Origin of the sequence: Halobacteriovorax sp. JY17 (assembly GCF_002753895.1) — a bacterium.
In the GTDB taxonomy this organism is placed as follows: domain Bacteria; phylum Bdellovibrionota; class Bacteriovoracia; order Bacteriovoracales; family Bacteriovoracaceae; genus Halobacteriovorax.
Window position 1 is genome coordinate 309208 of the sequence record NZ_NJER01000002.1, and the last position, 21355, is coordinate 330562.

General features: G+C 36.3%; 22 protein-coding genes. 14 read left to right on the plus strand and 8 right to left on the minus strand.

What is annotated here, in order from left to right:
• The first annotated feature begins 39 nt into the window (after positions 1-39).
• From CES88_RS09805 to CES88_RS09815, 3 genes are all read left to right on the plus strand, one after another.
• Complete coding sequence (locus CES88_RS09805) at positions 40-276, plus strand: FeoA family protein (RefSeq protein ID WP_290733850.1); 237 nt, start codon at positions 40-42, stop codon at positions 274-276.
• Positions 276-2237 (plus strand): ferrous iron transport protein B, encoded by a 1962-nt coding sequence (gene feoB / locus CES88_RS09810; protein WP_290733851.1) that lies wholly within the window; start codon positions 276-278, stop codon positions 2235-2237. Before CES88_RS09805 ends, feoB begins: the two co-directional genes overlap by 1 nt.
• A 90-nt stretch (positions 2238-2327) precedes the next feature.
• Positions 2328-2852: a hypothetical protein gene (locus tag CES88_RS09815; protein ID WP_290733853.1), complete on the plus strand. Its 525-nt coding sequence runs from the start codon at positions 2328-2330 to the stop codon at positions 2850-2852.
• Positions 2853-2857: 5 nt separating this feature from the next.
• Here the strand turns inward: CES88_RS09815 and CES88_RS09820 are convergent, their stop codons facing one another.
• The 5 genes from CES88_RS09820 to trxA form a co-directional block, all read right to left on the minus strand.
• Positions 2858-3367 carry a biopolymer transporter ExbD gene (locus tag CES88_RS09820; RefSeq protein ID WP_290733855.1) on the minus strand — a complete coding sequence of 170 codons (510 nt, stop codon included), beginning with the start codon at positions 3365-3367 and terminating at the stop codon, positions 2858-2860.
• Positions 3368-3369: 2 nt separating this feature from the next.
• Positions 3370-3900: a biopolymer transporter ExbD gene (locus CES88_RS09825; RefSeq protein WP_290733857.1), complete on the minus strand. Its 531-nt coding sequence runs from the start codon at positions 3898-3900 to the stop codon at positions 3370-3372.
• 21 nt (positions 3901-3921) lie between these two features.
• Positions 3922-4581 carry a MotA/TolQ/ExbB proton channel family protein gene (locus CES88_RS09830; RefSeq protein WP_290733859.1) on the minus strand — a complete coding sequence of 220 codons (660 nt, stop codon included), beginning with the start codon at positions 4579-4581 and terminating at the stop codon, positions 3922-3924.
• A 119-nt stretch (positions 4582-4700) separates the two neighbouring features.
• On the minus strand, positions 4701-5282 hold the full coding sequence (locus tag CES88_RS09835; protein WP_290733861.1) for an SIS domain-containing protein: 582 nt from the start codon (positions 5280-5282) through the stop codon (positions 4701-4703).
• A gap of 72 nt (positions 5283-5354) precedes the next feature.
• The gene (trxA, locus tag CES88_RS09840; protein ID WP_290733863.1) at positions 5355-5678 is read right to left on the minus strand and encodes a thioredoxin; all 324 of its coding nucleotides are present in this window, start codon (positions 5676-5678) and stop codon (positions 5355-5357) included.
• A gap of 158 nt (positions 5679-5836) precedes the next feature.
• On the opposite strand from trxA, the gene CES88_RS09845 reads away from it, so the two are divergent.
• Both CES88_RS09845 and polA read left to right on the plus strand, forming a co-directional pair.
• A complete protein-coding gene (locus tag CES88_RS09845) occupies positions 5837-6334 on the plus strand; it encodes an RDD family protein (protein ID WP_290733865.1) in 498 nt (165 codons plus the stop codon).
• A gap of 70 nt (positions 6335-6404) precedes the next feature.
• Positions 6405-9044, plus strand: a complete 2640-nt coding sequence (gene polA / locus CES88_RS09850; RefSeq protein ID WP_290733867.1) for a DNA polymerase I — start codon at positions 6405-6407, stop codon at positions 9042-9044.
• Positions 9045-9061: 17 nt separating this feature from the next.
• On the opposite strand, the gene CES88_RS09855 is transcribed toward polA, so the two are convergent.
• Positions 9062-9748 (minus strand): protein-glutamine glutaminase family protein, encoded by a 687-nt coding sequence (locus CES88_RS09855; RefSeq protein ID WP_290733869.1) that lies wholly within the window; start codon positions 9746-9748, stop codon positions 9062-9064.
• Positions 9749-9963: 215 nt separating this feature from the next.
• On the opposite strand from CES88_RS09855, the gene CES88_RS09860 reads away from it, so the two are divergent.
• The 6 genes from CES88_RS09860 to CES88_RS09885 all read left to right on the plus strand — a co-directional run bounded on the left by CES88_RS09860 (position 9964) and on the right by CES88_RS09885 (position 16834).
• Positions 9964-11019 carry a hypothetical protein gene (locus tag CES88_RS09860; RefSeq protein ID WP_290733871.1) on the plus strand — a complete coding sequence of 352 codons (1056 nt, stop codon included), beginning with the start codon at positions 9964-9966 and terminating at the stop codon, positions 11017-11019.
• A 227-nt stretch (positions 11020-11246) separates the two neighbouring features.
• Positions 11247-11534 carry a co-chaperone GroES gene (locus tag CES88_RS09865; protein WP_290733873.1) on the plus strand — a complete coding sequence of 96 codons (288 nt, stop codon included), beginning with the start codon at positions 11247-11249 and terminating at the stop codon, positions 11532-11534.
• A 36-nt stretch (positions 11535-11570) separates the two neighbouring features.
• Positions 11571-13217, plus strand: coding sequence for a chaperonin GroEL (gene groL / locus CES88_RS09870; protein ID WP_365992904.1), 1647 nt, complete (start codon positions 11571-11573; stop codon positions 13215-13217).
• Between the two features lie 215 nt (positions 13218-13432).
• Positions 13433-15196, plus strand: a complete 1764-nt coding sequence (locus CES88_RS09875) for a chloride channel protein (RefSeq protein ID WP_290733875.1) — start codon at positions 13433-13435, stop codon at positions 15194-15196.
• Between the two features lie 103 nt (positions 15197-15299).
• Positions 15300-16001, plus strand: a complete 702-nt coding sequence (locus CES88_RS09880; RefSeq protein ID WP_290733877.1) for a DUF481 domain-containing protein — start codon at positions 15300-15302, stop codon at positions 15999-16001.
• 8 nt (positions 16002-16009) lie between these two features.
• Positions 16010-16834 carry a mechanosensitive ion channel domain-containing protein gene (locus CES88_RS09885; protein WP_290733879.1) on the plus strand — a complete coding sequence of 275 codons (825 nt, stop codon included), beginning with the start codon at positions 16010-16012 and terminating at the stop codon, positions 16832-16834.
• Positions 16835-16862: 28 nt separating this feature from the next.
• Here CES88_RS09885 and CES88_RS09890 read toward each other — a convergent pair whose 3' ends face one another.
• Entirely contained in the window at positions 16863-17648 is a 786-nt protein-coding gene (locus CES88_RS09890; protein ID WP_290733881.1) for a hypothetical protein, read from the minus strand.
• A gap of 151 nt (positions 17649-17799) precedes the next feature.
• On the opposite strand from CES88_RS09890, the gene lepB reads away from it, so the two are divergent.
• Complete coding sequence (gene lepB, locus CES88_RS09895) at positions 17800-18555, plus strand: signal peptidase I (RefSeq protein WP_290733883.1); 756 nt, start codon at positions 17800-17802, stop codon at positions 18553-18555.
• Here lepB and CES88_RS09900 read toward each other — a convergent pair.
• Positions 18552-18845, minus strand: a complete 294-nt coding sequence (locus tag CES88_RS09900) for a hypothetical protein (protein ID WP_290733885.1) — start codon at positions 18843-18845, stop codon at positions 18552-18554. The two genes, lepB and CES88_RS09900, sit on opposite strands and share 4 nt — an antisense overlap.
• 199 nt (positions 18846-19044) lie before the next feature.
• On the opposite strand from CES88_RS09900, the gene CES88_RS09905 reads away from it, so the two are divergent.
• Together CES88_RS09905 and CES88_RS09910 are read left to right on the plus strand one after the other, a co-directional pair.
• On the plus strand, positions 19045-20838 hold the full coding sequence (locus CES88_RS09905; RefSeq protein WP_290733886.1) for a TonB-dependent receptor: 1794 nt from the start codon (positions 19045-19047) through the stop codon (positions 20836-20838).
• Between the two features lie 95 nt (positions 20839-20933).
• On the plus strand, positions 20934-21353 hold the full coding sequence (locus CES88_RS09910; protein ID WP_290733888.1) for an energy transducer TonB: 420 nt from the start codon (positions 20934-20936) through the stop codon (positions 21351-21353).
• The last annotated feature ends 2 nt before the right edge of the window (positions 21354-21355 follow it).

Here is a 21355-nt window from a genome sequence, read left to right on the forward strand (position 1 = left end):
TGTTATATACTCTAAATATAACTCAATTGAGGTGAATGTATGCAAATTCTTATGAGTAGACTGAAAATTGGTCAAAAAGCGGTTATAGATAGCTTCCCAGAGAATTCAGGGGAAAGTTTAAAGCTCTTATCGTTGGGGATTCTCCCTGGAGATGAGATTGAAGTAACTTCTAAAGCATTATTATTTGGACCTCTATCTCTTAAGCATTGTAATGATACCTTTTTCGCTTTGAGAAGAAGTCACGCTAGTAAAATCTTTGTAAGGTTAATAGATTAATGAATTCAAGAGTCTTATTCGTTGGCTTCCCTAATTCGGGAAAATCTTCTCTATTTAATATTCTTAGTGGGCAAAGAAGAAAAGTTACAAACTATTCTGGGATTACGGTAGATGCTGCTGAAGGTGATCTGCTTTCAAATCAGAATTATGAAAATAAGGTTAGAATCGTCGATTTACCTGGAATGTATAATCTTGTGCCAACAAGTATTGATGAAGGAGTTTCTTTAAACAACCTTTTAAATCTCTCCCCTGGTTCAGTCTATCACTTGGTCGCTCTTGTGATAGATATAGAAAGATTTGAATCCTCAATGTCACTCTGTTTAGCGTTGAAGAAATTGATGGGTGATAAGTTAATTCTAATTATAAATAAAGATGATAAGAAGTTAATTACAAATGAGCAGAGAATTACAATTGAAAAATTAACGGGTCTTAGGGCGTTAACTACCTCTGCTAAGAAATCAAATATTCGTGAAATTGATCGTTTCCTTAGAGATAGTATTTCTGGTGAAGTTGATCTTTCCGGAGAGATTACTCTTTCTCGTGAGAGTTTAGAATATATTCCCGATTTCCGTGAGACTCCTCAAGTAAAAATTGAAGAAGATACAAAGAAAGTTTTAGAACTTATAAATGATTTTCACATTAGGGCCAGAGAAATTGTTGATACAATTGTTAAGCCTGACTCCAGGAAAGCGGCCATTACAAGAAAGCTAGATAAGGTTCTTATTCACCCTCTTTGGGGAACAATTATTTTCTTTATTATTTTCTATCTTATTTTTAATTCAATCTATGAATGGGCAGGACCATTGATGGATGGTGTAGATGCTCTTGTGGGAATGCTTGGAGATTGGGTTGCAAATATTCTTCCTGATGGGTACTTAAAGAGCTTGCTTGTTGATGGAGTAATCGCTGGAGTGGGAGGAGTTATTATTTTTGCTCCTCAGATTGGAATTCTATTCTTACTTTTAAGTCTTCTCGAACAGTCTGGATATATTTCGAGGGCCGCTATTTTAAGCGATAGGGTAATGAGCTTCTTTGGATTAAATGGAAAGGCTTTTCTCCCTTATCTCTCTGGATTTGCCTGTTCAATTCCTGGAATAATGGCAGCTAGAACGATACCAAGTAGAAAAGAGAGAATCGCAACAATTATGACGATTCCAATGATTACATGTAGTGCTAGACTTCCCGTCTATATTCTCTTGATCGGAACCTTTGTTCCTGATGAGAAAGTCTTTGGTTTTTTTAATGCTCAAGCTCTTTCATTTTTCTTCTTATACTTTTTAGGAAGCTTCTTTGCTCTTTTTATGGCGCTTATATTTAGACTCAGTTACTTTAAGGGACAGACAAGTTCATTCTTTATTGATCTCCCTTTTTATCAAAGACCAAGTCTTAGAGTTGCTTTTGCAATGGCCTTTCAAAAAGTTAAATTCTTTTGCAAGAAAGCGGGAACAATTATTCTTGTTCTTTCAATTGGAATTTGGTTTGCTTCCACCTTCCCAAGGTTAAGCCCTTCTGAAGTATTGAATAAATCCCCTGATGTAGTAGCTTCAATGCAATTACAACATTCTGTGATGGGAAGAATTGGAAAGGCCATTGAGCCAGCTCTAAAACCTATTGGAATGGATTGGAAAATGGGAGTAGGTCTCTTAGTTGCTTTTGGTGCGAGAGAATTATTTGTTTCAACCATGGGAACGATCTATGCTCTTGGTGAAGTAGATGAAGAGTCTTCAACTTTAAGGGAGCGTCTAAAGCTTGAAAAGGACGAGGTCACTGGGGAGCCTAAATTCAACTTAGCCGTGGCTTGGTCGATTCTCATATTCTTTGTCTTCTCTTTGCAGTGTACAAGTACCTTAGCAATCCTTAGAAGGGAGCTTGGAAATTGGAAGCAGCCGATGTTCATGTTTACTTATATGGGGATTCTCGCTTGGGTAGGATCATATATCGCTTATAATTTACTCAGCTAAATGACTTTTATTCTGGGCACTATATCTAGAATGTAGTGCCTCTAACATCTTGATTTTTAGTTATGGGCTTTCGGCAGTTATACTTAGTCCATGATTCAAAAGATTCGAAATTTCACAGATTTCCGCTTAAAGATGATGCTTACAGTATTGTTTGCGATTCTTTGTATTCTAGAGTTTCTAGATGGAAAAATTGATGTCTCCGATTTTACAATTCCGGCCCTGCTATTCATTGTCTTTAGTGAAATTTTCTATACCTTTATTAGAACTAGAGGAATAAGTAATGTGGAGTATAGTGATTCTTCTACTCAGTTAAGTATTTTTGAAAGAGGAAATCTTGGTTTTACTCAATGGGTGAGAATGCTTGATAAGGGGCAGCTTTCAAGGTTTATCTTTAATATAACAATTTTTATTATTTTCTTAGTCGCTCTTGTTTTAGATTTGAATATTGTGGCCCATGGAACCAATGACTTAGTTGTAAATATAATTATGGTTGTGTGGGGGAGCGTTTTCTTTGTCGTTTCGATTAAGGAGCTTAAGAAGGCGGTTAGCTATTATAATATTTTTATTACACAAGTTGCCTTCTGTATCGTGATGAGCTTTCTATTTCTCTTATAAAGAATTTATTCTTCACCCATCACTATGAATTTATACTTTCCAAATCCAGCCTCAGCCGTTGTGTACATTAACTTCTTAATGTAGCTATACTTAATAGTCTTATCGACAACAAGATTTACAACACCTGAAAACTTCTTTGCATTAGGAGAAGATTTCTCAATTTGCTTAATGACTTCTTTCTTTTTAACGAGTTCGTTAAAGAGTGGGATAATTCTTCTTCCTGTTCTGTCTTCAGCAAGAGTATCATTTTGTGCTTCTAAAACTATTTTATTATCAACCCAAATTGTATTAGGGGAGACTTGAACAATAATTCCTGAAGTATTGAGAGATTGAGATTGAGAGCTTGGTAGCTCGATTCCTTTTGGAACATTTAAAACGATACCAGAAGCATTGTAGTTCTTTAAAAGAAAAACGAGAAGGATTACTAAGATATCAAGTAGGGAAGTGATATCAAGATCCATCACCTTTTTCTTTCTTCTCTTGCCTCTTCCTGAAATTGATCTAACTCTACTCATAATTAACTCTGTATGTTACCGAAGACAATATTGTTAAAAAGCTCTTTTACTCGAAGATCCATTCCATCTTTTGTCTTTGTCCAAATATCTGGGTCAGTCTTTTTTAGGTCTCTTACTGAGTCCATGATCTTAACAATGTCTTCGTAGCTTAAGTCTACAAGTGGCTCTAGAACTATTGAGTTTTCATCGACATTATTCTTTTTAAGTGAAATTAAATATTCTCTTAAAGAGAGTAGGTCATAATCACCGTCAGCATTCTTTCCAATATTCTTTCTTACTGAACCTGGAACACCTGTGAGAACTTGTATTCTTGTGTTTTGAATTTTTAAAGTAAGTGCCAAAGGCTTCTTGTCGCTCTTTGGTGGTTGCCTATCGGAAACGATAGGCACATCACTTTGAATTTCATTTATATTTAAAAATCGTGATGACATTAGTAGGAAGAAGATGAATATGAAAACCGCATCTAATATAGGAATTAGATTTGGTTTTTCAATTTCTTTTTTTAATTTTCTTCTACTTGGTGCTCTATACACATTGACCTCTAAAAAATTCTCTTAGTTTTCTTTTTCTTGTTTTGTTCCAAGTAAGTCTAAAAGCTTTACTGAAAATTCATCTATTTCATTAATGATTTTCTCTGACTTAGAAGCTAAGAAAGCGTGAAGCATCATTACTGTAATAGCAGCAAGTAGACCTAGGAAAGTTGTGTTCATCGCTTTTGAAATCCCTAGAGCAAGTAACTCTTGCTTCTGTGCAGGATCAGCTGAGCCAACAGCTGTGAATGTTTCGATCAGACCTTGGATAGTTCCAAGTAGACCAAATAGAGTTGAAATATTTGCAATCAACTGAAGATAGTTAAGTCTTAACTCAATCTTAGGAATTACTTCAAGTGCAGTCGCATCGATTGCGTTTTGGACTTGAGCAGTTGATTGGTTAGATCTCTTTAATCCACTCTTTAAAACTCTTGGCAGAGCTGCTACTGAACCAGAGCAAACTCTAATGGCACCTTGAATGTCATTTGAGAGGATATATCTTTGTAACTCATTCATAAACGATGCGCCGTCTACGTCGAGTTTAAAAGATAATTTTGAGAAACGTTCTATGGCAATTGCAACGCCTATGGCCCAGATCAGTAGGATAACCCACATGAAGATACCACCACTTTGGATAAATTGTGCAATTCCGTTCATTGATGTCGATACAGCTGTTGCTTCCATAGAAACAAAACTCCTTGTTTTTTTCCAACTAGTTATAATTACATTGTAGTGGAAAAATGAAGTTTCGCTATGGTTTCATTTCTTGGGCAAATACTGCCTCAGGAAGTGCTAGAGATGCTCTAGTAGTGCTCTGGAAATAGCTCGCGCTCGATTCCTTCAATAAAATTGTGAATAATCTTAATGTGAATTTCTTGAATCCTGTCAGTGAGTGGAGACTCAACAATGATAGCTATATCAACCATGTCTTTAAGTTTTCCACCGTCTTTTCCAAGTAGTCCAATTGTTGTAACACCTCTGGCCTTAGCTTCTGTGACAGCATTTATGACGTTGCCAGAGTTTCCACTTGTTGAAATTGCGAGGAGACTATCGCCTTTTTGTCCAAAGGCCTCAACCATCTTTTGAAAAATAGCATCATAGCCAAAGTCATTTCCAACACAGCTCATATGACTTGGATCGCTGAATGACATAGCTGCTAGAGCTCTTCTATCTTTTCTATATCTTCCTGTGAGTTCTTCTGCAAAGTGCATTGAATCGCACATCGAGCCACCGTTACCACAACTATAAATTCTTCCGCCATTATTTAAAGTCGTGATGAAAGTTTTTATAGCACTATCCATTGCTGAAATATTAGATTCATTATTAATAAATTTTTCTAATGTATTCTTCGCATCGATAAGTGCTTCTTTTATAAATTGAGACAAGGGAAACTCCTAAAAAAAAAGCGGAAGATGTCTTCCGCTTAAATATCTTTATATATGAGAAAGTTTAGCAAACTAAGCTAATTCTTCCAAAGTCTTTTTAATTTCTTCTTTACCTTGCAGTCCAACAAGAGTTTTTGCTGGCTCACCGTTTTTAAAGAAAATCATTGTTGGGATACCACGGATTCCGTACTTCTGAGCAAGGTCACCATTTTCATCAACATTTACTTTTAAAATTTTCGCGTTCTCACCAACTTCACCTGCTACTTCATCAAGAACTGGTGCAAGTGTTCTACATGGTCCACACCACTCGGCCCAAAAGTCTACTAGTACTGGCTTTTCTGAGTTAATAACATCAGCGTCAAAGCTAGCTTGGTCAGTCTTTCCTACATTACTCATATCTCTTTCTCCTAATATTTCTTAAAAGCATGAACCTATATATTTAACTTATTAGTGCTAGCTTGTATAGATATGTTACAATGATGCTGTAGGTTAGCTTGAACAAATGCAAATAATTCCTCGTATTTGATTAGAAATCAATAGGATAGAATAGCTTTATGGATAGAAAATATTTACTCAAATCATCTATAAAAGTGGCGAGAATTTCTCGCATGATTGCTAAGGGCATTGATCTCTTTATCGCACTAATATTGTCGGTCTTCTTCTATCCTGTGGGCATTATTCTCGCACTCTTTTATGTGGCCATCGCCGATAGTTTACAAAATGGACAGAGTGTCGGTAAGAAATTTATGGGCTTTGCTGTTATTTCCCTAGAAAATGGTAAGCCATGTACGTTGAAGCAGTCTGTTATTAGAAATCTTCCATTTTTGATTCCATTATTTTTCGCTATCGTTCCTATATGGGGCTGGATTTTCGCTATCCTCTTAGGAATACCTCTTTTAATTTTAGAAATTTATCTCTTACACAAGCTTGACTCAGGACACCGTCTAGGTGACGTTATGGCCGATACTTCTGTTATGGCAAATGATGGTTCAGGTGAGCAAATTAAGAAGAGAAAAGATAGTTGGTTTGACCCTAATAGCCAAATGACTTGATTCCTTTTCAACTTCCTTAAATGTCGGTACATTTACACCCTCAAAATCCAAATTTTGAGTGGGAGTAAGTATGGCAAAGAATCGTTTAATCATTGTAGATATTAGTAGTTTCATTTTTCGCGCTTTCTACGCGATTAGAGTACTACATTCACCAGAAGGTGTTCCTGTTAATGCTGTTCACGGTGTTCTCTCAATGCTCTTAAAGCTCCTTTCTAAATATCAGCCATCTCATATACTTCTTGCTAGAGATACTAAAGGCGGATCTTTTCGTAATGAACTCTACGATCAATATAAGGCCAATCGAAGTGCTCCTCCCGAAGAGCTTATTCCTCAATTTGATTTGATCAAACAATTGATTGATCATATGGAGCTTCCAAGTTCAACTGTTGAAGGTTTTGAAGCAGACGATCTCATTGGTTCGGCTTGTGTGCAGTGGAAGAATGACTTTGATGAAATCTTAATTGCTTCAGGAGATAAAGATTTAATGCAATTCATTGGTGGAAACGTGAAAATGTTGGATACCATGAAAGATAAGACTTATGACCGAGAAGGTGTCTTTGAAAAGATGGGAGTTTATCCAGAACAAATCGTAGACTATCTTTCGATGGTTGGGGACGCTTCAGATAATATTCCAGGAATGAAAGGAATTGGGGCCAAGGGTGCGGCAAAACTCTTAGAGGAACATGGAACTTTAGAAAAATGTATTGAAGTGAAAGATACTCTTAAAGGAAAGAAGCTTACAACTGCCTTTAGTGAGTATTTAGAAGACGGTCTTCTCTCTAAAAAATTAATTGAAATAAAAACAGATGTTGATTTAGGACTTAGCGCAGAACAGTCTGGTTTTAAATTCTATCCTCAAGAATCTCTTTTTGAATTTCTAAAAGGGCTTGGATTTAAATCGGCCCTCGTAAAACTAGAGGATTTAAAATTTGCCCAGCATCAGGCTGATCAGGGGGGAGAGTTCTCTGTAAACCCTGATGGGCCTAGTATTAAAGTAAGCGATTACGACGAGGAAAAAGTAAAGTCTACAAGTCTTGTTGGCCTTGATATTCAATACACTTCAAATAATCCTTATGAGTTTGAAATATTCTCTATTTCACTGAGTATAGATAAGAATGAAGCTTTTTACATTAATGGAAAAGAATCACACCAAGTTCTAATGAATTTAATTGATAGAAGTGATTTAACCATTTCTGTTTCAGACTATAAATCTCTTCTTTATTTTTGCATAAAAAATGAGAAAGAAATTAAGGCTTCTATCTTTGATATTGTGCAAGCGCAATTTGTTGCCAATGCTGGAGAAAAGAATAATGTAGAATACTTAAGTGATAAATTTCTTGGAAGTGGTATTCCTGCATATGATAAGAAGAAGCCCCTTGCTTCGGATAATGAAGAAGAGCTAGTGAGAGAGATCTCTTCGGCAAGAGCACATACGGCTTTTAGAGTGAAAGAGTTCCTCTATGAAGAACTTGAAAGAAAAGAACTACTATCAATTTTTGAAAACCTTGATAATGCGCTCACTCCAATTCTTGCAAGAATGGAGTTTGAGGGCGTTCACATAAATTCAGCCTTCTTTGCTGAATACGAAAAAGAATTACAAATTAAATTAGATGGACTACAGGCAAGTGTGGATGCTCTTAGTATGGAGCCTATTAATTTGAATTCTCCAAAGCAGGTAGGAGCTCTTCTCTTTGAAGAGTTAGGACTTCCTGTTGGAAAGAAAACTAAAACAGGCTACTCGACAGATTCATCTGTCTTAGAAGAACTTGCAGCAAAGAATTTAAGTGAGGTTCCGGGGTTAATTCTAGAGTATAGAGAAGTTGGAAAACTTCTTTCTACATATGTGAAAGCAATCCCAGAACTTGTAAACAGTGTCTCAGGAAAAATACATACTCACTTTAATCAAAATGTTGCAGCAACAGGAAGACTTTCTTCTAATCACCCAAACCTTCAAAATATTCCAATTAGAAGTGAGATGGGAAGAAGAATAAGAAAAGGCTTTATTGCTGGGCCGGGGAAGATTCTTCTCGCAGCCGATTATTCTCAAGTTGAACTAAGACTCTTGGCCCATTTTTCAAAAGATAAGACAATGATTGATGCTTTTAAAAATGGAATAGATATTCATAGACGTACGGCTTCTGAAATTATGGGAGTCCCGGTGGATAGTGTAGGCTCAAACGATAGGTCTAAAGCAAAGGCCGTAAATTTTGGACTCATGTATGGACAGTCTTCTTTTGGTCTTTCAGCAGCACTTAAAATTTCGAGAAAAGAAGCCAAGGAATATATAACGAATTACTTTGAGAGATTCTCTAGCGTAAAAGGTTACTTAGATGAGCTCAAGGAAGAATGTGAGAGAACAGGTTTTGCAAAAACACTTCTCGGACGAAAGAGATATTTAGCAGATATTCATTCAACTAATAGAACGATTAAGGCCAATGCTGAAAGGGTTGCGATTAATAGTCCAATTCAAGGAACTGCTGCAGACATCATTAAACAGGCCATGATTGATATTCAAAAAGTAATGGATGATAAGAAACTCAAATCAAAAATGATTCTTCAGGTACATGATGAACTTATCTTTGAGGTCGTTGAGAACGAACTCGAAGAAATGAAGAGCATTTTAAGAACAGGAATGGAGAAAGTTGTAGACCTCTCTGTTCCTCTCGATGTTGACATGGGCGTTGGGGTGAATTGGTTTGATCTAAAGTAGAGATAAATTAAAGATCTCTACTTTATAACTTTTTTAAGTAGGTGAATAATATCTTCAGGTAATTCATCTACTGTTTCATAGGTCTTAAATAGACCTAGACCAAGCTTTGTTTTTATTGTGTCTTTGAGTTTGTATTTTTCTCTACCTATTTCAGTATCTTCAGGCATATAAATATATTGATTCGTAATATTTAACTTATAGTAACCAAGCAATTTTCCTCTTTTTAGTTTCTCGGTCCATTCTTCTAATGTAGTCACTGTATCTGATACAGAGGGATCAAAAATATAAGGAATTATTTTATCTTCATCTTTTACATTTAAAATAGGAGCGACGTGATGATTCCATCTTATGCCTTTATATGAAATATCTCCAACAAGGAAAGCTTTCGCGGAAGTGAGACACATTCGATCCATGATTTTTACCATTTCATGGGCCCTTGCTTCGCAACCAACTTTCTTATAATCATATGGAATATACTTTTTAGACTTTAATAAATTGAAAATTTGATGAGCTTCTTCAATTGAGATTGTAGAAACTTCAAGCCCTTCTTCGATGTTCTTACCAAGGCCATAGTTAGTTCTTTTTGAAAAATTCAAATGAGATGAATTGAACTCTTCTTGGCTATCAAAGCACTTGTCTTCAAGAGAAGACGCAGAGCTGGCTAGCGAGAATGTGAATAAGAGAAGCATCAATAATTTCTTCATAATTAACCTCAAGGTTTTGTATTATTCTAATTCATGAACCTACGATCTTTATTGGCCTTGAAGTTATTTCAGAGGATGAATAAACTTTAGTCATTAGGTGGAATGGCCCATAAAGTTCTCGCTTTCTTCAATAATGGATCTTCTTAAGTTGTTGACTTTACTGACCTTGGGAAGTTTTATTTAGATATCTTTGATAATTAGCCGATAATATTACTATGAAATATATGCAACTGAGAAATCTATTTATTTTAGCAGCGATCTTGAACTTTACTTCATGTATAGCACCAAAGGGAATGTCTAGTGACATCATTGGCGCTCCATCTGATGGAAGTAATAAACCCTATATTCCAAGTTCTGAAGAGATAAGGGATTACATAGAGCCGGAGGCATCTGACTATGTGGAGTCTTCTCCAGAAGTTGGAGGAGGGGCAGGTGGAACAGAGGTTTGTCAGGGAATCCTTGTGGATGAAAAGGGTAAGGAACTTGTTATGCCTAAAATCTCTCCAAAGGGTTGGAAGGATGAGTGGTCAAAGAAAGTTATTAGCGTTTTAGAAACAAAGAAAGAAATATCAGATTCAATGCTCAAGGATTCCGATTTAATTAATAAGAAATCACTTAGTAAGCTAAGTTGTAATGGTTATAAATTTGCGACTCCGAATGAGAGAAAGAGGTTTTGGATCACCTTTATCGCAGCAATGACTTATGCGGAAAGTGATTTGAATGCTAAGACAACCTATAAAGAAAAGAACGGAACGATATCAGCTGGTCTATTACAAATTGATTATCATAATGCCAATGCTTATTGCTCTGAATCGAGATCAATGGGGAGGAAGTTCACTCATAAAGATATGTTAAATGCAGATCTCAATTTAGAGTGTGGAATACATATTCTTCAGCAGCAACTAACTGCAAGAAGACCTCAGGCAATGAGAAAGCAGGGGAAGGGTAATCTCTTTGTTGAAAGATCATGGGGGGATAGTACTAATTGGTCTGTTTTAAAGCTTGGTCTTGGGGGTAATACTAAGGTCATTAATCAATTTAAAAAACATTTATCCCAGATGCCTTTTTGTTCAAGAAAAGAAGCTCTGCCAAGAAAGCTCTCGAGTGAGGGATGTAGTGATGGTAAGGATGTATGTGTAAGTGATGTTGTTGTTGGTGAAATGAAGAGCCGGTGCTTAGGAATAAATGACTCAAAGATGGTCAAGATTAATGAGGCCGTAGAAGATAGCAGTAGTGCAGCACAGGACTCGGGAAAAGATATTCAGAAGTAATTTACCCAGCCTCATTTTTGACGATGCTTGCTTTGCGTCGTCATATCCATAAAATTAGTAGTTTAACTATCCTAGGCAGAGCCTCTAGAGGGCTCTCTATTTGTTTACGCTAGTCTCAATACCTTTTTTTTCATTTTTTTTGACTGCTACCCTTGACGGTGTTTCAATCAATACCATTTTATGCAAGTAAAAATTTACTAGATATATAAAACCTTTAAGGAGGAGTTATGCAAGTGAGACCACTTCAAGACAGAGTACTTGTTAAGAGATTAGAGGAAGAAACTAAGACTGCTGGAGGAATCATTATTCCTGATAATCACGCAGAAAAACCAGTTCAAGGAGAAATCGTTTCTGTTGGTCCAGGTTATAGAAAGGAAGACGGATCATTTAGAGCTCTTGATGTGAAAGCTGGTGATAAAGTTCTTTTTGGAAAATACGCAGGAACTGACGTTAAAGTTGAAGGCATAGATTTTTTAATTATGAAAGAAGACGACATCCTTGGTGTTCTTCAGTAAGAAATAATAACTCAATCTTTTTTAGGAGATTAAATCATGGCAAAAGAATTAAAATATAGCGAAGATGCAAGATCACTTATCCTTAACGGAGTTAATACTTTAGCAAATGCTGTTAGAGTCACTCTTGGACCTAAGGGAAGAAATGTAATTATTCAAAAGTCTTTTGGAGCACCTCATATCACTAAAGACGGTGTATCTGTTGCAAAAGAAATAGAGCTTGAAAATAATTTTGAAAATATGGGCGCTCAAATGGTTAAAGAAGTTGCTCAAAAAACAAATGAAGACGCAGGTGATGGAACAACTACTGCGACAGTGCTTGCTCAAGCAATCTATAGAGAAGGTGTAAAGCTTGTAACTGCAGGTCATAACCCAATGGATCTTAAAAGAGGAATTGATATTGCTGTTGAAAAAGTAGTAGCAAAGCTTCAAGAAATGTCTAAAGAGGTGAAGTCGTCAGAAGAAATCGCTCAGGTTGGAACAATCTCTGCCAACAACGATACTGAAATTGGTAGACTTATTTCTGAAGCAATGGGAAAAGTTGGAAATAATGGTGTTATTACAATTGAAGAATCTAAGACTGCTGAGACAACTCTCGATGTAGTTGAAGGTATGCAGTTTGATAGAGGATACCTCTCTCCATACTTCGTAACTAATCCTGAAAAAATGGAAACAAACTTTGATTCTCCAATGATTCTTATTACAGATAAGAAAATTTCAAGCATGAAAGAATTAGTGCCAGTTCTTGAAAAAGTAGTTCAGGCTTCTAAATCTCTTCTAATTATTGCTGAAGATGTTGAAGGTGAAGCACTTACAACTCTAGTGGTAAATAAGCTTAGAGGAACTTTAAATGTTTGTGCAGTTAAAGCCCCAGGTTTTGGTGATAGAAGAAAAGAAATGTTAAAAGATATTGCAACTCTTACAGGTGGAACAGTTATTTCTGAAGAGCTTGGAATGTCTCTTGAAGCAACTGAGTTAGAGCACCTAGGTTCTGCTAAGAAAGTTACAATTGATAAAGAAAACTCAACAATTGTTGATGGTGCCGGTGATAAAGATGCAGTTGATGCAAGAGTTGCTACAATCCAAAAGCAAGTTGAAGACTCTTCTTCTGATTATGATAAAGAGAAATTACAGGAAAGACTTGCTAAGCTTGCTGGCGGTGTTGCTGTAATCAATGTTGGAGCACCAACAGAAACTGAAATGAAAGAGAAGAAAGATAGAGTGGAAGATGCTCTAAATGCTACAAGAGCTGCTGTTGAAGAAGGTATTGTTGTTGGTGGTGGATCTGCCCTCGTTCATGCTTCTACAGTTCTTGAAGGACTTGAAGGTGCAAGCCCAGAAGAAACTTTTGGAATTAAAATTGTCAGAAGAGCTGTTGAAGAGCCTTTAAGACAAATTTCTGCAAATGCGGGACTTGAAGGTTCTGTAGTTGTAAATGACGTTAAGAGAAAAGGTGATGTCACTTATGGTTATAACGCAAGATTGGGGAAATACGAAGACCTAGTTGCTGCAGGGATTATTGATCCAACTAAAGTAACAAGATCTGCTCTTCAAAACGCTGCATCTGTTTCAGGACTAATGCTTACGACTGAAACAATGATTGCTGATCTTCCTAAGGAAGACTCTGCTGCCGGTGGAATGCCTGGTGGCATGGGCGGAATGGGTGGAATGCCAGGAATGATGTAATCACGCCGATAAAGCTTAAGAGATTAAATATTACAGAAGGCCACCTATATGGGTGGCCTTTTTCGTTTTTGAAGACAATATTAAATATTGAGCATAGACTTTAAGACAATGAAATTTTTATTTTTTTAAGATCTTTATTTGATGTTCTGTGTTGCAGGGTCTATTTTGAGGGATAGCAAAAGCAACTATTGTCGTCTCAATAGAAAAGTTGGTAAATGAAATCATTTATAAAAGTTAGATATATTCTCTTAGGTAAGTTTCTCAAAGATTCTATTAGTGAGGATAGAACGTATTTCGCATTAACTTTGATTGTTGGACTTTTGTCGGCGTTGGTTGTTATTGCTCTACACCACGGTGTTCTTCTTTTGAGAGAGGTCCTTCATACGTCAGGAACATTCACTTGGGAGAGCTTTCTCTATGGTGGAGTGGCCATTTTTGTTTCAGGTTGGCTAACTACTAGAAAACTCCCTTGGACAGCAGGTTCAGGTATCCCAAATGTGAGAATTGCTCTTGCTGTTTTTCATGGAAAGATTTCATTGAAAGATACTGTTGGTAAATTCTTCACATCACTTCTCTCTCTAGGTTCTGGTGTATCCCTTGGACTTGAAGGCCCCGCTGTCGCAACATCGGCAGGTCTAGGATCTTTTTTAGGAAATTACTTTTCACTTTCAAAGAAGCGAGTTCAAGCGCTTGTTGCTGTGGGAAGTGCTAGTGGGGTGGCGGCAGCTTTTCATACTCCAATTTCAGCAGTTGTCTTCACACTCGAAGAGGTTGTGGGGGATTTGAACGCAAAAATTCTTGGTTCAATTATCATCTCAAGTGTTATTGCTGTTGTGACTTCACAAATGCTTACAAATACGACGGAAGTTTTTCAAGAGGTTCATTATAGGTTAACGGATCACAGAGAGCTGATTTTCTATCTAGTCATTGGACTTGCGGCCTCTGTTGTTGGACCAATTTGGATGAACTCTGTTCTTAAACTTAGAGAGTTTAATCAAAAATTCATGAATAACCACAAACTGACTTTCATTATGATTGCTTTTTGTTGTGTTGGTCTATTAAGTCAAATACATCCAGGAGTAATTGGAAGTGGTAGTGGAACACTTGAAGGGACTCTGCTTTCTTTAATTCTAGATCCAAAAATCCTTATTACTCTATTTATTCTAAAATTTATTTCCACTTCAATTTGTTATTCAAGCGGAATGAGTGGTGGTCTTTTTATGCCAACACTTTTTATGGGGGCAACTCTTGGAAGCTTCATAGGGGTTTCTTGCTCATATTTCTTCCCTGAGGTTACTAGTGTGAGTGGAGCCTATGCTCTCGTTGGAATGGGGGCATTCTTTGCTGTAGTTATTCGGGCACCATTTACTTCAATCTTAATGGTTTTTGAGTTAACTAGAGATTACAATATTATGTTACCTCTTATGATTGCTAATATAACGGCCTATGTAATTTCTGCAAAAATTGAACATAAATCAATCTATGAAAAAATTTCTGAGCAAGATGGTATCCACCTCCCTAGTCACGATGATAATGAAATTCTTGAGTCCCTGACAGTTGAAGACGCTATGGAGCACAATGTAATCAGCTTAAATTCATCACTTACTCTTATTGAAGCTTATAAAGGTATAAGAAAGGAGAGTATATCGGGTTATCCAATTTTAAAGAACGGAAGACTTATTGGAATGATTGCTAAGTCTGATATGAGTATGGCCATTGGGAGAAAAGAATTTCAAAAGAAGTTAGAAGAGCTCTGTGAAAAGAAAGTCATTAAAATCTACCCAGATCAATCTCTACTCGTCGCTTTTCATAGACTTAAGAGATTTCAAATATCTAGACTTCCTGTTGTGAGCAGGCTTGATGACAAACGTCTTGTAGGTGTTATTACTGCTCAAGATATTGTTCAAAAGTTTGGCTATGAGCTTACAGAGTCTACTAAAGAAGAAGATCAGATAATAGAAGATCTTGAAATTACTTAAATTTAGTTTTCTAAAAATTGAGCTTCTAAACAAATTATTTACAAATAAATAACGGAGAGATAGGTTCCTTAATACTAAAATCTAGTTAACAAAGGAACCCTCAATGAAATCTATGTTCTTGGTGTTGCTCTCTGCAATTTCAATCTCATCATTTGCCCAATTTAAAAGTGAAGATAGTGCTGCAATTAATGTTGCAGGCGGAAATACAGATTTAAAAACATATACATTTAAATCTGATAATAGTTATACCGTTTCAAAATCAACTTACAAGTTTCTTGGAATGTATCACTATGGTGAATCAGACTCTGTAAGAAGTGCTGAAAACTGGGAGCTTGGTCTTAGATATGATTATGCCTTTTTTCCTGAAACAGGAATGTATGTAGGTGAGCTTGTGGAAGCGGATCGCTTTGCTGGGTATGATAGAAGATATAACTCAGATCTAGGTGCAACACATATTTTTTATAAGTCTGATTCAGCATTACTAGTCGGAGAGGCAGGTCTTAGATATACAATTGAAAAGCCACTAACTTCTGAAGAAGACAAGAAAGACTTTAAAGGTCGTCTATACGTCGAAATTTCTGAAACATTAAAAGAGAATGTGAAAGGAAAGTTTTGGGTTGAATACCTTCCAAACTTTTCAGAAGGAAAAGATTACTTAGTGAGTCTAGAGCCATCTTTAATTGTAACTCTTTCAAAAACATTCTCAATGAAAACTGCTTACCTATGGAAATATGATAATGTTCCACCTACAGGGAAAAGTAAGTACGACTATAATTATACTCTTTCGCTAATTGCAAATTTTTAGGAGATAGAATGAATATTTCAACAGATTCAATTCAAAAATTACTAATGGAAAAAGCGGTCGTTTTAGCTCCTAAAATCTTGCTTGCTCTCGTTACTCTTGTCGTTGGGCTCTATATTGCTGGAATGCTAGGAAGACTTTTTGCGAAAGGGTTGCAAAAGAAGAGAATTGATACTGCTGTATCACATTTTCTAAGTGGTATTGTTAGCATTTGTTTAAAAGCCGCAGTCTGCCTTTCTTTCCTAGGTATTTTAGGAGTTCAGACAACTTCTTTCATTGCCGTACTAGGATCCGTCGGTCTTGCCTTTGGTTTAGCTCTTCAAGGAAGTTTATCAAATCTTGCGGGTGGAGTTCTTCTTATCATCTTAAAGCCATTTAGAGCTGGTGATGTAATTGAAGCACAAGGTTGTATTGGAAAAGTAGAGTCGATTACAATTGTATACACAAAGCTTAGAACTCCAGATAATAGAATTCTTACAATTCCAAATGGTCCACTTGCTAATGGTGTTATTAATAATATCACTTCTCAATCAACGAGAAGAGTCGACTTCACTTTTGGTGTAGGCTATGGAGATGATCTTAAAAAGGCTAAAGAAGTTATCTTAAATACAATAAAGAACGACCCAAGAGTTATTTCAGAACCTGCGGAGCCGTTTATTGCAGTTTCGGCCCTTGCTGATAGTAGTGTCAACTTTGTCGTTCGTGTTTGGACAAAGAGTGAAGACTACTGGGGAGTTCACTTTGATGGAATAGAAAATGTAAAAATTGCTCTTGATGAGAATGGAATAAGTATCCCATTTCCTCAAAGAGATGTTCACGTCATCAAAGATTTATAATTTACCTTAAGGCCCATTTTTTTGGGCCTTAATTTTTGAACCAGCAAGCGGGCCTACTTCCTACGGAATTTTCACAGACCCATTGTTCTAAGCTTGAAAAATCATTTATACATTTCCCGCTTTCAAAAATAGTATCGAGTCTACACTGGGCATCGGGATAGCTTTTTAGAATACTCCCATTTGGATTTACCTTGCTTGGAGTTTCTAAGCTTAAGTTAGGAGTATCTCTGTATAAGTATTTAATGACGTGTGAAAAGCTGATCGCAGCTTTTGCACTATTTAAGCAGTATTTATTTTCGTTACACTGATTTTCAATTTTATGGCTCAATTTGATTTCCTCTCCTTGGTGAGGAAAGCTTGTAAAGTATCTTTTTAGGCAATGGGCCCCTGCAAAGTAATCGGCTTGTCCTTCTGCACTTCCCCATGCATAGAGTTCAAGTGAGTTCATAGGAGTACCACCCAAGAGATGGCCAACTTCGTGACAAACTATAAATGCCCAGCCGTATTCATTGAGACCTGGGATTCGGGCCATTCCGCCCCAGAAATTTAGCGAATAAAGGAGAGGATTATCATCGTGGGCCCAAGCGCTAAAATAACTTACATTCCAGTCAGCATTAAAGTCGACAAGAATTCCTTGGGCCGCAAACTCGCTACTATAGAGAGATTCAACTCTGTTAATAACTGTATGAAATAAATCTTCCGTAATTGTTGATGTCGTAGGGTCGCTTGGAAGAATCTCATATCTAGATCTATCGGCCTCTGACCAAGAGAGTAGAGAGTGAAAAAATAGTGTAAGTACTAGTAATAACTTCATAATTATCATTACCTTGCAGCGGAGAGCTTTAAAATAGGAAGAGTGATTTTTTCATACTTTTGTTGCGCTATGTCTAATTAGGAGAAACTAGATAGATGACGAATTTAATCAAAAGGACTAGTATGTAGCCTTAATTTCATAAGGAATAATAATGGAAGACAAGAACCAAGAGATCAATACGCCAGTTGATCCTTCAGTAGAAAAATTGAATAAAATTAAGAAAGAGTTACTTTCATGGATATATATAATCGTGACTGTATTTGCTTTTAAGTCGTCATTCTTTGAACCAAACCATATTCCTTCTGGTTCTCTTTTACCTACAAATGCAATCGGAGATTTTATTCTCGTTAATAAAATGTCTTATGGGTTTAAGCTACCTTATTCCGATTTATTTGGAGACCCAATCTATCTATCAAAGCCATCTGATCCAAAGCGTGGAGATATTGTAGTTTTTAGATATCCAAGAGATCGTAATATTCTCTATGTAAAAAGAGTTATTGGCCTTCCTGGCGATGAGGTTGAAGTTTATAATAATAAAGTTTATCTAAACGGAAAGTTGATTGAAACAAAGCCGGTTGATAAAGAAAAATACATCGAATTATTTGATGATAAATTTGATAAGAAAGGTATCGAGTTCGAAGAAGTTACTCTCGATGGAAAAACTTTTGTGACGGCCGTGAATAATAGTATGCCTTACCACCTTAACATTCCAAAGGTAACAGTTGATAAGGGCCATTTCTTTATGATGGGTGATAATAGAGACTATTCAAGTGATTCAAGAGTTTGGGGTTTTGTACCTTTTGGTCATATCCGCGGAAGAGCAATGTTTGTTTGGTTTAATATGGTCTACCCATGGTCAAAAGAGCCATTTCATTTTAGACCATGGAGAATTGGAACGCTTCTCTAGCCTCTAGTTCTTTCTTCGAGCTCAGAGATGAGCTCGGAGGTATCAATACCTTTTAAAAGATCGGCCTTATCCTTTTCTAAGTAATTACTTGTCTTTCGTATGCCTGCTAAGTAGAGCAATGAGAAGTATTGTTTCCTATCTAGAGCATAACCACCAAGTTTTGGGTAGAGATCTTCATGAGTCATTTTGAGCTTCACAATAAGATCATTTGGGTTAAGCCCTGCTCTAGAAGAGTACATAAAGAGAGTGCTCTGGGGCACTATAAATATTTCTTTGATTTCATTATTCATAATGACTATATAGATAAAAATTGATTAAGTGAAAAGCGACAAGGTTTAAATGGTAAAAATAACTTGATCTATGGCCCTTAAGTTCATAGTCTAAGTTTTTTAACGACAATTTATGTGAAGCTAGTGAAATTCTAGCGCTGTCCAGCAACGGTAAAGCCCGATCCATTCTTTGTTACGAACAATCCCTAAGGAGGAGCTTATGAAGGTGTTATTATTTCTAATAGCATTCTTATTTTCCACGCACATTAGTGCAACTTCAAAAGTCATTGTCACTGCTGAAAAACTTAGCTTAGATGAAGAGAAAACGAATTCCAATGTAGAAGTTATTTCTGAGTCTGAGATCACTAGTTCTGGAGAAAGTAATTTAACTGATTTAATTCAGAGAAAGTCATCTGTCTTTGTAAGCTCCAATGGCATATTTGGGAAATCCACATCACTCTTTTTAAGAGGGGCTGATTCAAGTTATACGTTAATTGTTATTGATGGAATTGAGTATAATGATAGGAGTTCAGTTGGTGGGGCAGCAATTCTAGATCATATTGATCTCTCAAGTGTCGAGAAAATTGAAATTCTAAAAGGCGCACAGAGTGTCCTTTACGGATCTGATGCTATGGCCGGAGTAATAAGAATAACAACAAAGAATCCAGGAGAAGACCTAGGTTCAAAAGGTTCATTGAGTTACGGAAGCTATGATAATAAGAGGGCAAGCTTTTCGACATCCCAAAGAGGTGAGAATTTAGATTACTCAATGGGAATGAGTTTTCAAGATGTAGAGGGTATCTCTTCTTATAATGAAAAAAGAACAGTAATGGCCGAAAAAGATGGAATGAATAATCTTACTGCAACTTTTAAGGGGCGAAAGAAATTTAATAAAACAGACTCTCTTGAATTTAATCTTAGGGGAGTAAAGGCGGAGAGCGACTTTGATGCAAGTTCTGGAGATAAGTTAGACTACATGGGAAGAGATTCTCAAATTATTGCAGGAGTTAAATATAAGAAAGTGCTAAATGATTATTGGATTCCAGAACTCTCTGTGAACTATAGTAAGTCAGATAGGCTTTCTAATTCATTTTCTCTTTCTAGACTTGTGGCAAAGACAAAGAAAATAGAACTTTCTAATCCGTTTTATATTAATGAAAATATCACTCTCTTAAATGGAATAGAATATGAAGATATTGAAGCCAGTATCGAATCCATAAATAATAAAAAGAGTTTCAATTCTAGTGCAGCCTACTTAGATACCCACTTCGTCTACAGCCGATTTAGTCTTCAGCTGGGAGGAAGATGGACAAAAGAAAAAATCTACAGTGATCGTTTCGTGTGGAAAGCTGGGGCAGGTTTAAATATCACAAATAGCACGAGACTAAAGGTGAATTACTCAACAGGGTTTAAAAGCCCTAGTCTCTATCAACTCTATAGTAGCTTTGGAGACGAGTCTCTTAGTCCAACAAAGAGTAAGAGTTATGACTTTGGAATTGTTCAGAATGTATTTAGCACTGAGCTTTCAGCAACAGCTTTTAGAGACGCGTATGAGAACGTTATTGATTTTGAAAGCACTCTTAATAAGTACTCAAATACTTTTAAGGCGAAGACTGAGGGAGTTGAACTCCTATGGAAAGGCAGTCTTGAATCCTTTGATTGGAGTCTCTCGGCAACACTGCTTAGGGCAGTTAATGAATCAAAAGGAAGCGAAGGAACTTACTTGGCGAGAAGGCCAAGGGAGAAATACTTTCTTGGAACTGGATATGAATTCAGTGAAAGAGTTAAGACGAGCTTGAATTATACATATATTGGACAAAGAGAAAATAGTGACTTTGATACAATTGTCTTAAGTTCCTACTCTTTAATAGACTTAGGAGTTAACTACACTTTTTCAAAGGGGTATGATTTACTTTTTAAAATTGGAAATCTCCTAGATAAAGACTATGAACAAGTTGACGGCTTTGGAACCATGGGGAGGAATTTTCTTCTTCGCTATAATTTTAGGATTTGATGAGGTCATATTATATTTTCTCCATTCTTCTTTCTCTAGCGTTACACTTTTCTGTGATAATAGACTTTCCCTTTTTTAAAAAGGCAGATGTTTCAGTGGAAGTTGACTCATCTCGAACAAGCTTCCAGGTAACACTAGGACGAACGAAGAAAAAAGCAGAAATAAAAAAAGAGAATCTGCAACATAAAAAAGAAATCTTTAAAGCTAAGAAAAGTATGAATACGGTAGAAGAAAGCTCCAAAGCAAAATCTTCAATTGTGGTTAAAGATAGATTTATTCCAAAATATCCTTATAAATCGAGAATTTTCAATGAGCAGGGAGTTGTTCTTGTTGAGGTTACTCTTGATGAAAATGAGAAAGTCCTAGGTTCGATTATTTTAAAAAGTAGTGGTCATGAAAGGTTAGATCTTGCGGCCCTTGATGCTTCTAGAAAGAGTAGATTTTCTATAAAGGAAAAAGGGCGTCGCCGTATTAACACTCACACTCTTGAATTTAATTTTAAGTTAGAGGATTAGGA

Bases quoted from the DNA above. Each gene is read 5' to 3' on its own strand.
- lepB (WP_290733883.1), top strand. From the start codon at position 17,800: ATGGAAGACAAGAACCAAGAGATCAATACGCCAGTTGATCCTTCAGTA.
- groL (WP_365992904.1), top strand. From the start codon at position 11,571: ATGGCAAAAGAATTAAAATATAGCGAAGATGCAAGATCACTTATCCTT.
- CES88_RS09830 (WP_290733859.1), bottom strand. From the start codon at position 4,581: ATGGAAGCAACAGCTGTATCGACATCAATGAACGGAATTGCACAATTT.
- CES88_RS09890 (WP_290733881.1), bottom strand. From the start codon at position 17,648: ATGAAGTTATTACTAGTACTTACACTATTTTTTCACTCTCTACTCTCT.
- CES88_RS09815 (WP_290733853.1), top strand. From the start codon at position 2,328: ATGATTCAAAAGATTCGAAATTTCACAGATTTCCGCTTAAAGATGATG.
- CES88_RS09820 (WP_290733855.1), bottom strand. From the start codon at position 3,367: ATGAGTAGAGTTAGATCAATTTCAGGAAGAGGCAAGAGAAGAAAGAAA.
- CES88_RS09865 (WP_290733873.1), top strand. From the start codon at position 11,247: ATGCAAGTGAGACCACTTCAAGACAGAGTACTTGTTAAGAGATTAGAG.
- CES88_RS09880 (WP_290733877.1), top strand. From the start codon at position 15,300: ATGAAATCTATGTTCTTGGTGTTGCTCTCTGCAATTTCAATCTCATCA.
- CES88_RS09905 (WP_290733886.1), top strand. From the start codon at position 19,045: ATGAAGGTGTTATTATTTCTAATAGCATTCTTATTTTCCACGCACATT.
- CES88_RS09805 (WP_290733850.1), top strand. From the start codon at position 40: ATGCAAATTCTTATGAGTAGACTGAAAATTGGTCAAAAAGCGGTTATA.
- CES88_RS09855 (WP_290733869.1), bottom strand. From the start codon at position 9,748: ATGAAGAAATTATTGATGCTTCTCTTATTCACATTCTCGCTAGCCAGC.
- polA (WP_290733867.1), top strand. From the start codon at position 6,405: ATGGCAAAGAATCGTTTAATCATTGTAGATATTAGTAGTTTCATTTTT.
- trxA (WP_290733863.1), bottom strand. From the start codon at position 5,678: ATGAGTAATGTAGGAAAGACTGACCAAGCTAGCTTTGACGCTGATGTT.
- CES88_RS09875 (WP_290733875.1), top strand. From the start codon at position 13,433: ATGAAATCATTTATAAAAGTTAGATATATTCTCTTAGGTAAGTTTCTC.
- feoB (WP_290733851.1), top strand. From the start codon at position 276: ATGAATTCAAGAGTCTTATTCGTTGGCTTCCCTAATTCGGGAAAATCT.
- CES88_RS09860 (WP_290733871.1), top strand. From the start codon at position 9,964: ATGAAATATATGCAACTGAGAAATCTATTTATTTTAGCAGCGATCTTG.
- CES88_RS09900 (WP_290733885.1), bottom strand. From the start codon at position 18,845: ATGAATAATGAAATCAAAGAAATATTTATAGTGCCCCAGAGCACTCTC.
- CES88_RS09845 (WP_290733865.1), top strand. From the start codon at position 5,837: ATGGATAGAAAATATTTACTCAAATCATCTATAAAAGTGGCGAGAATT.
- CES88_RS09885 (WP_290733879.1), top strand. From the start codon at position 16,010: ATGAATATTTCAACAGATTCAATTCAAAAATTACTAATGGAAAAAGCG.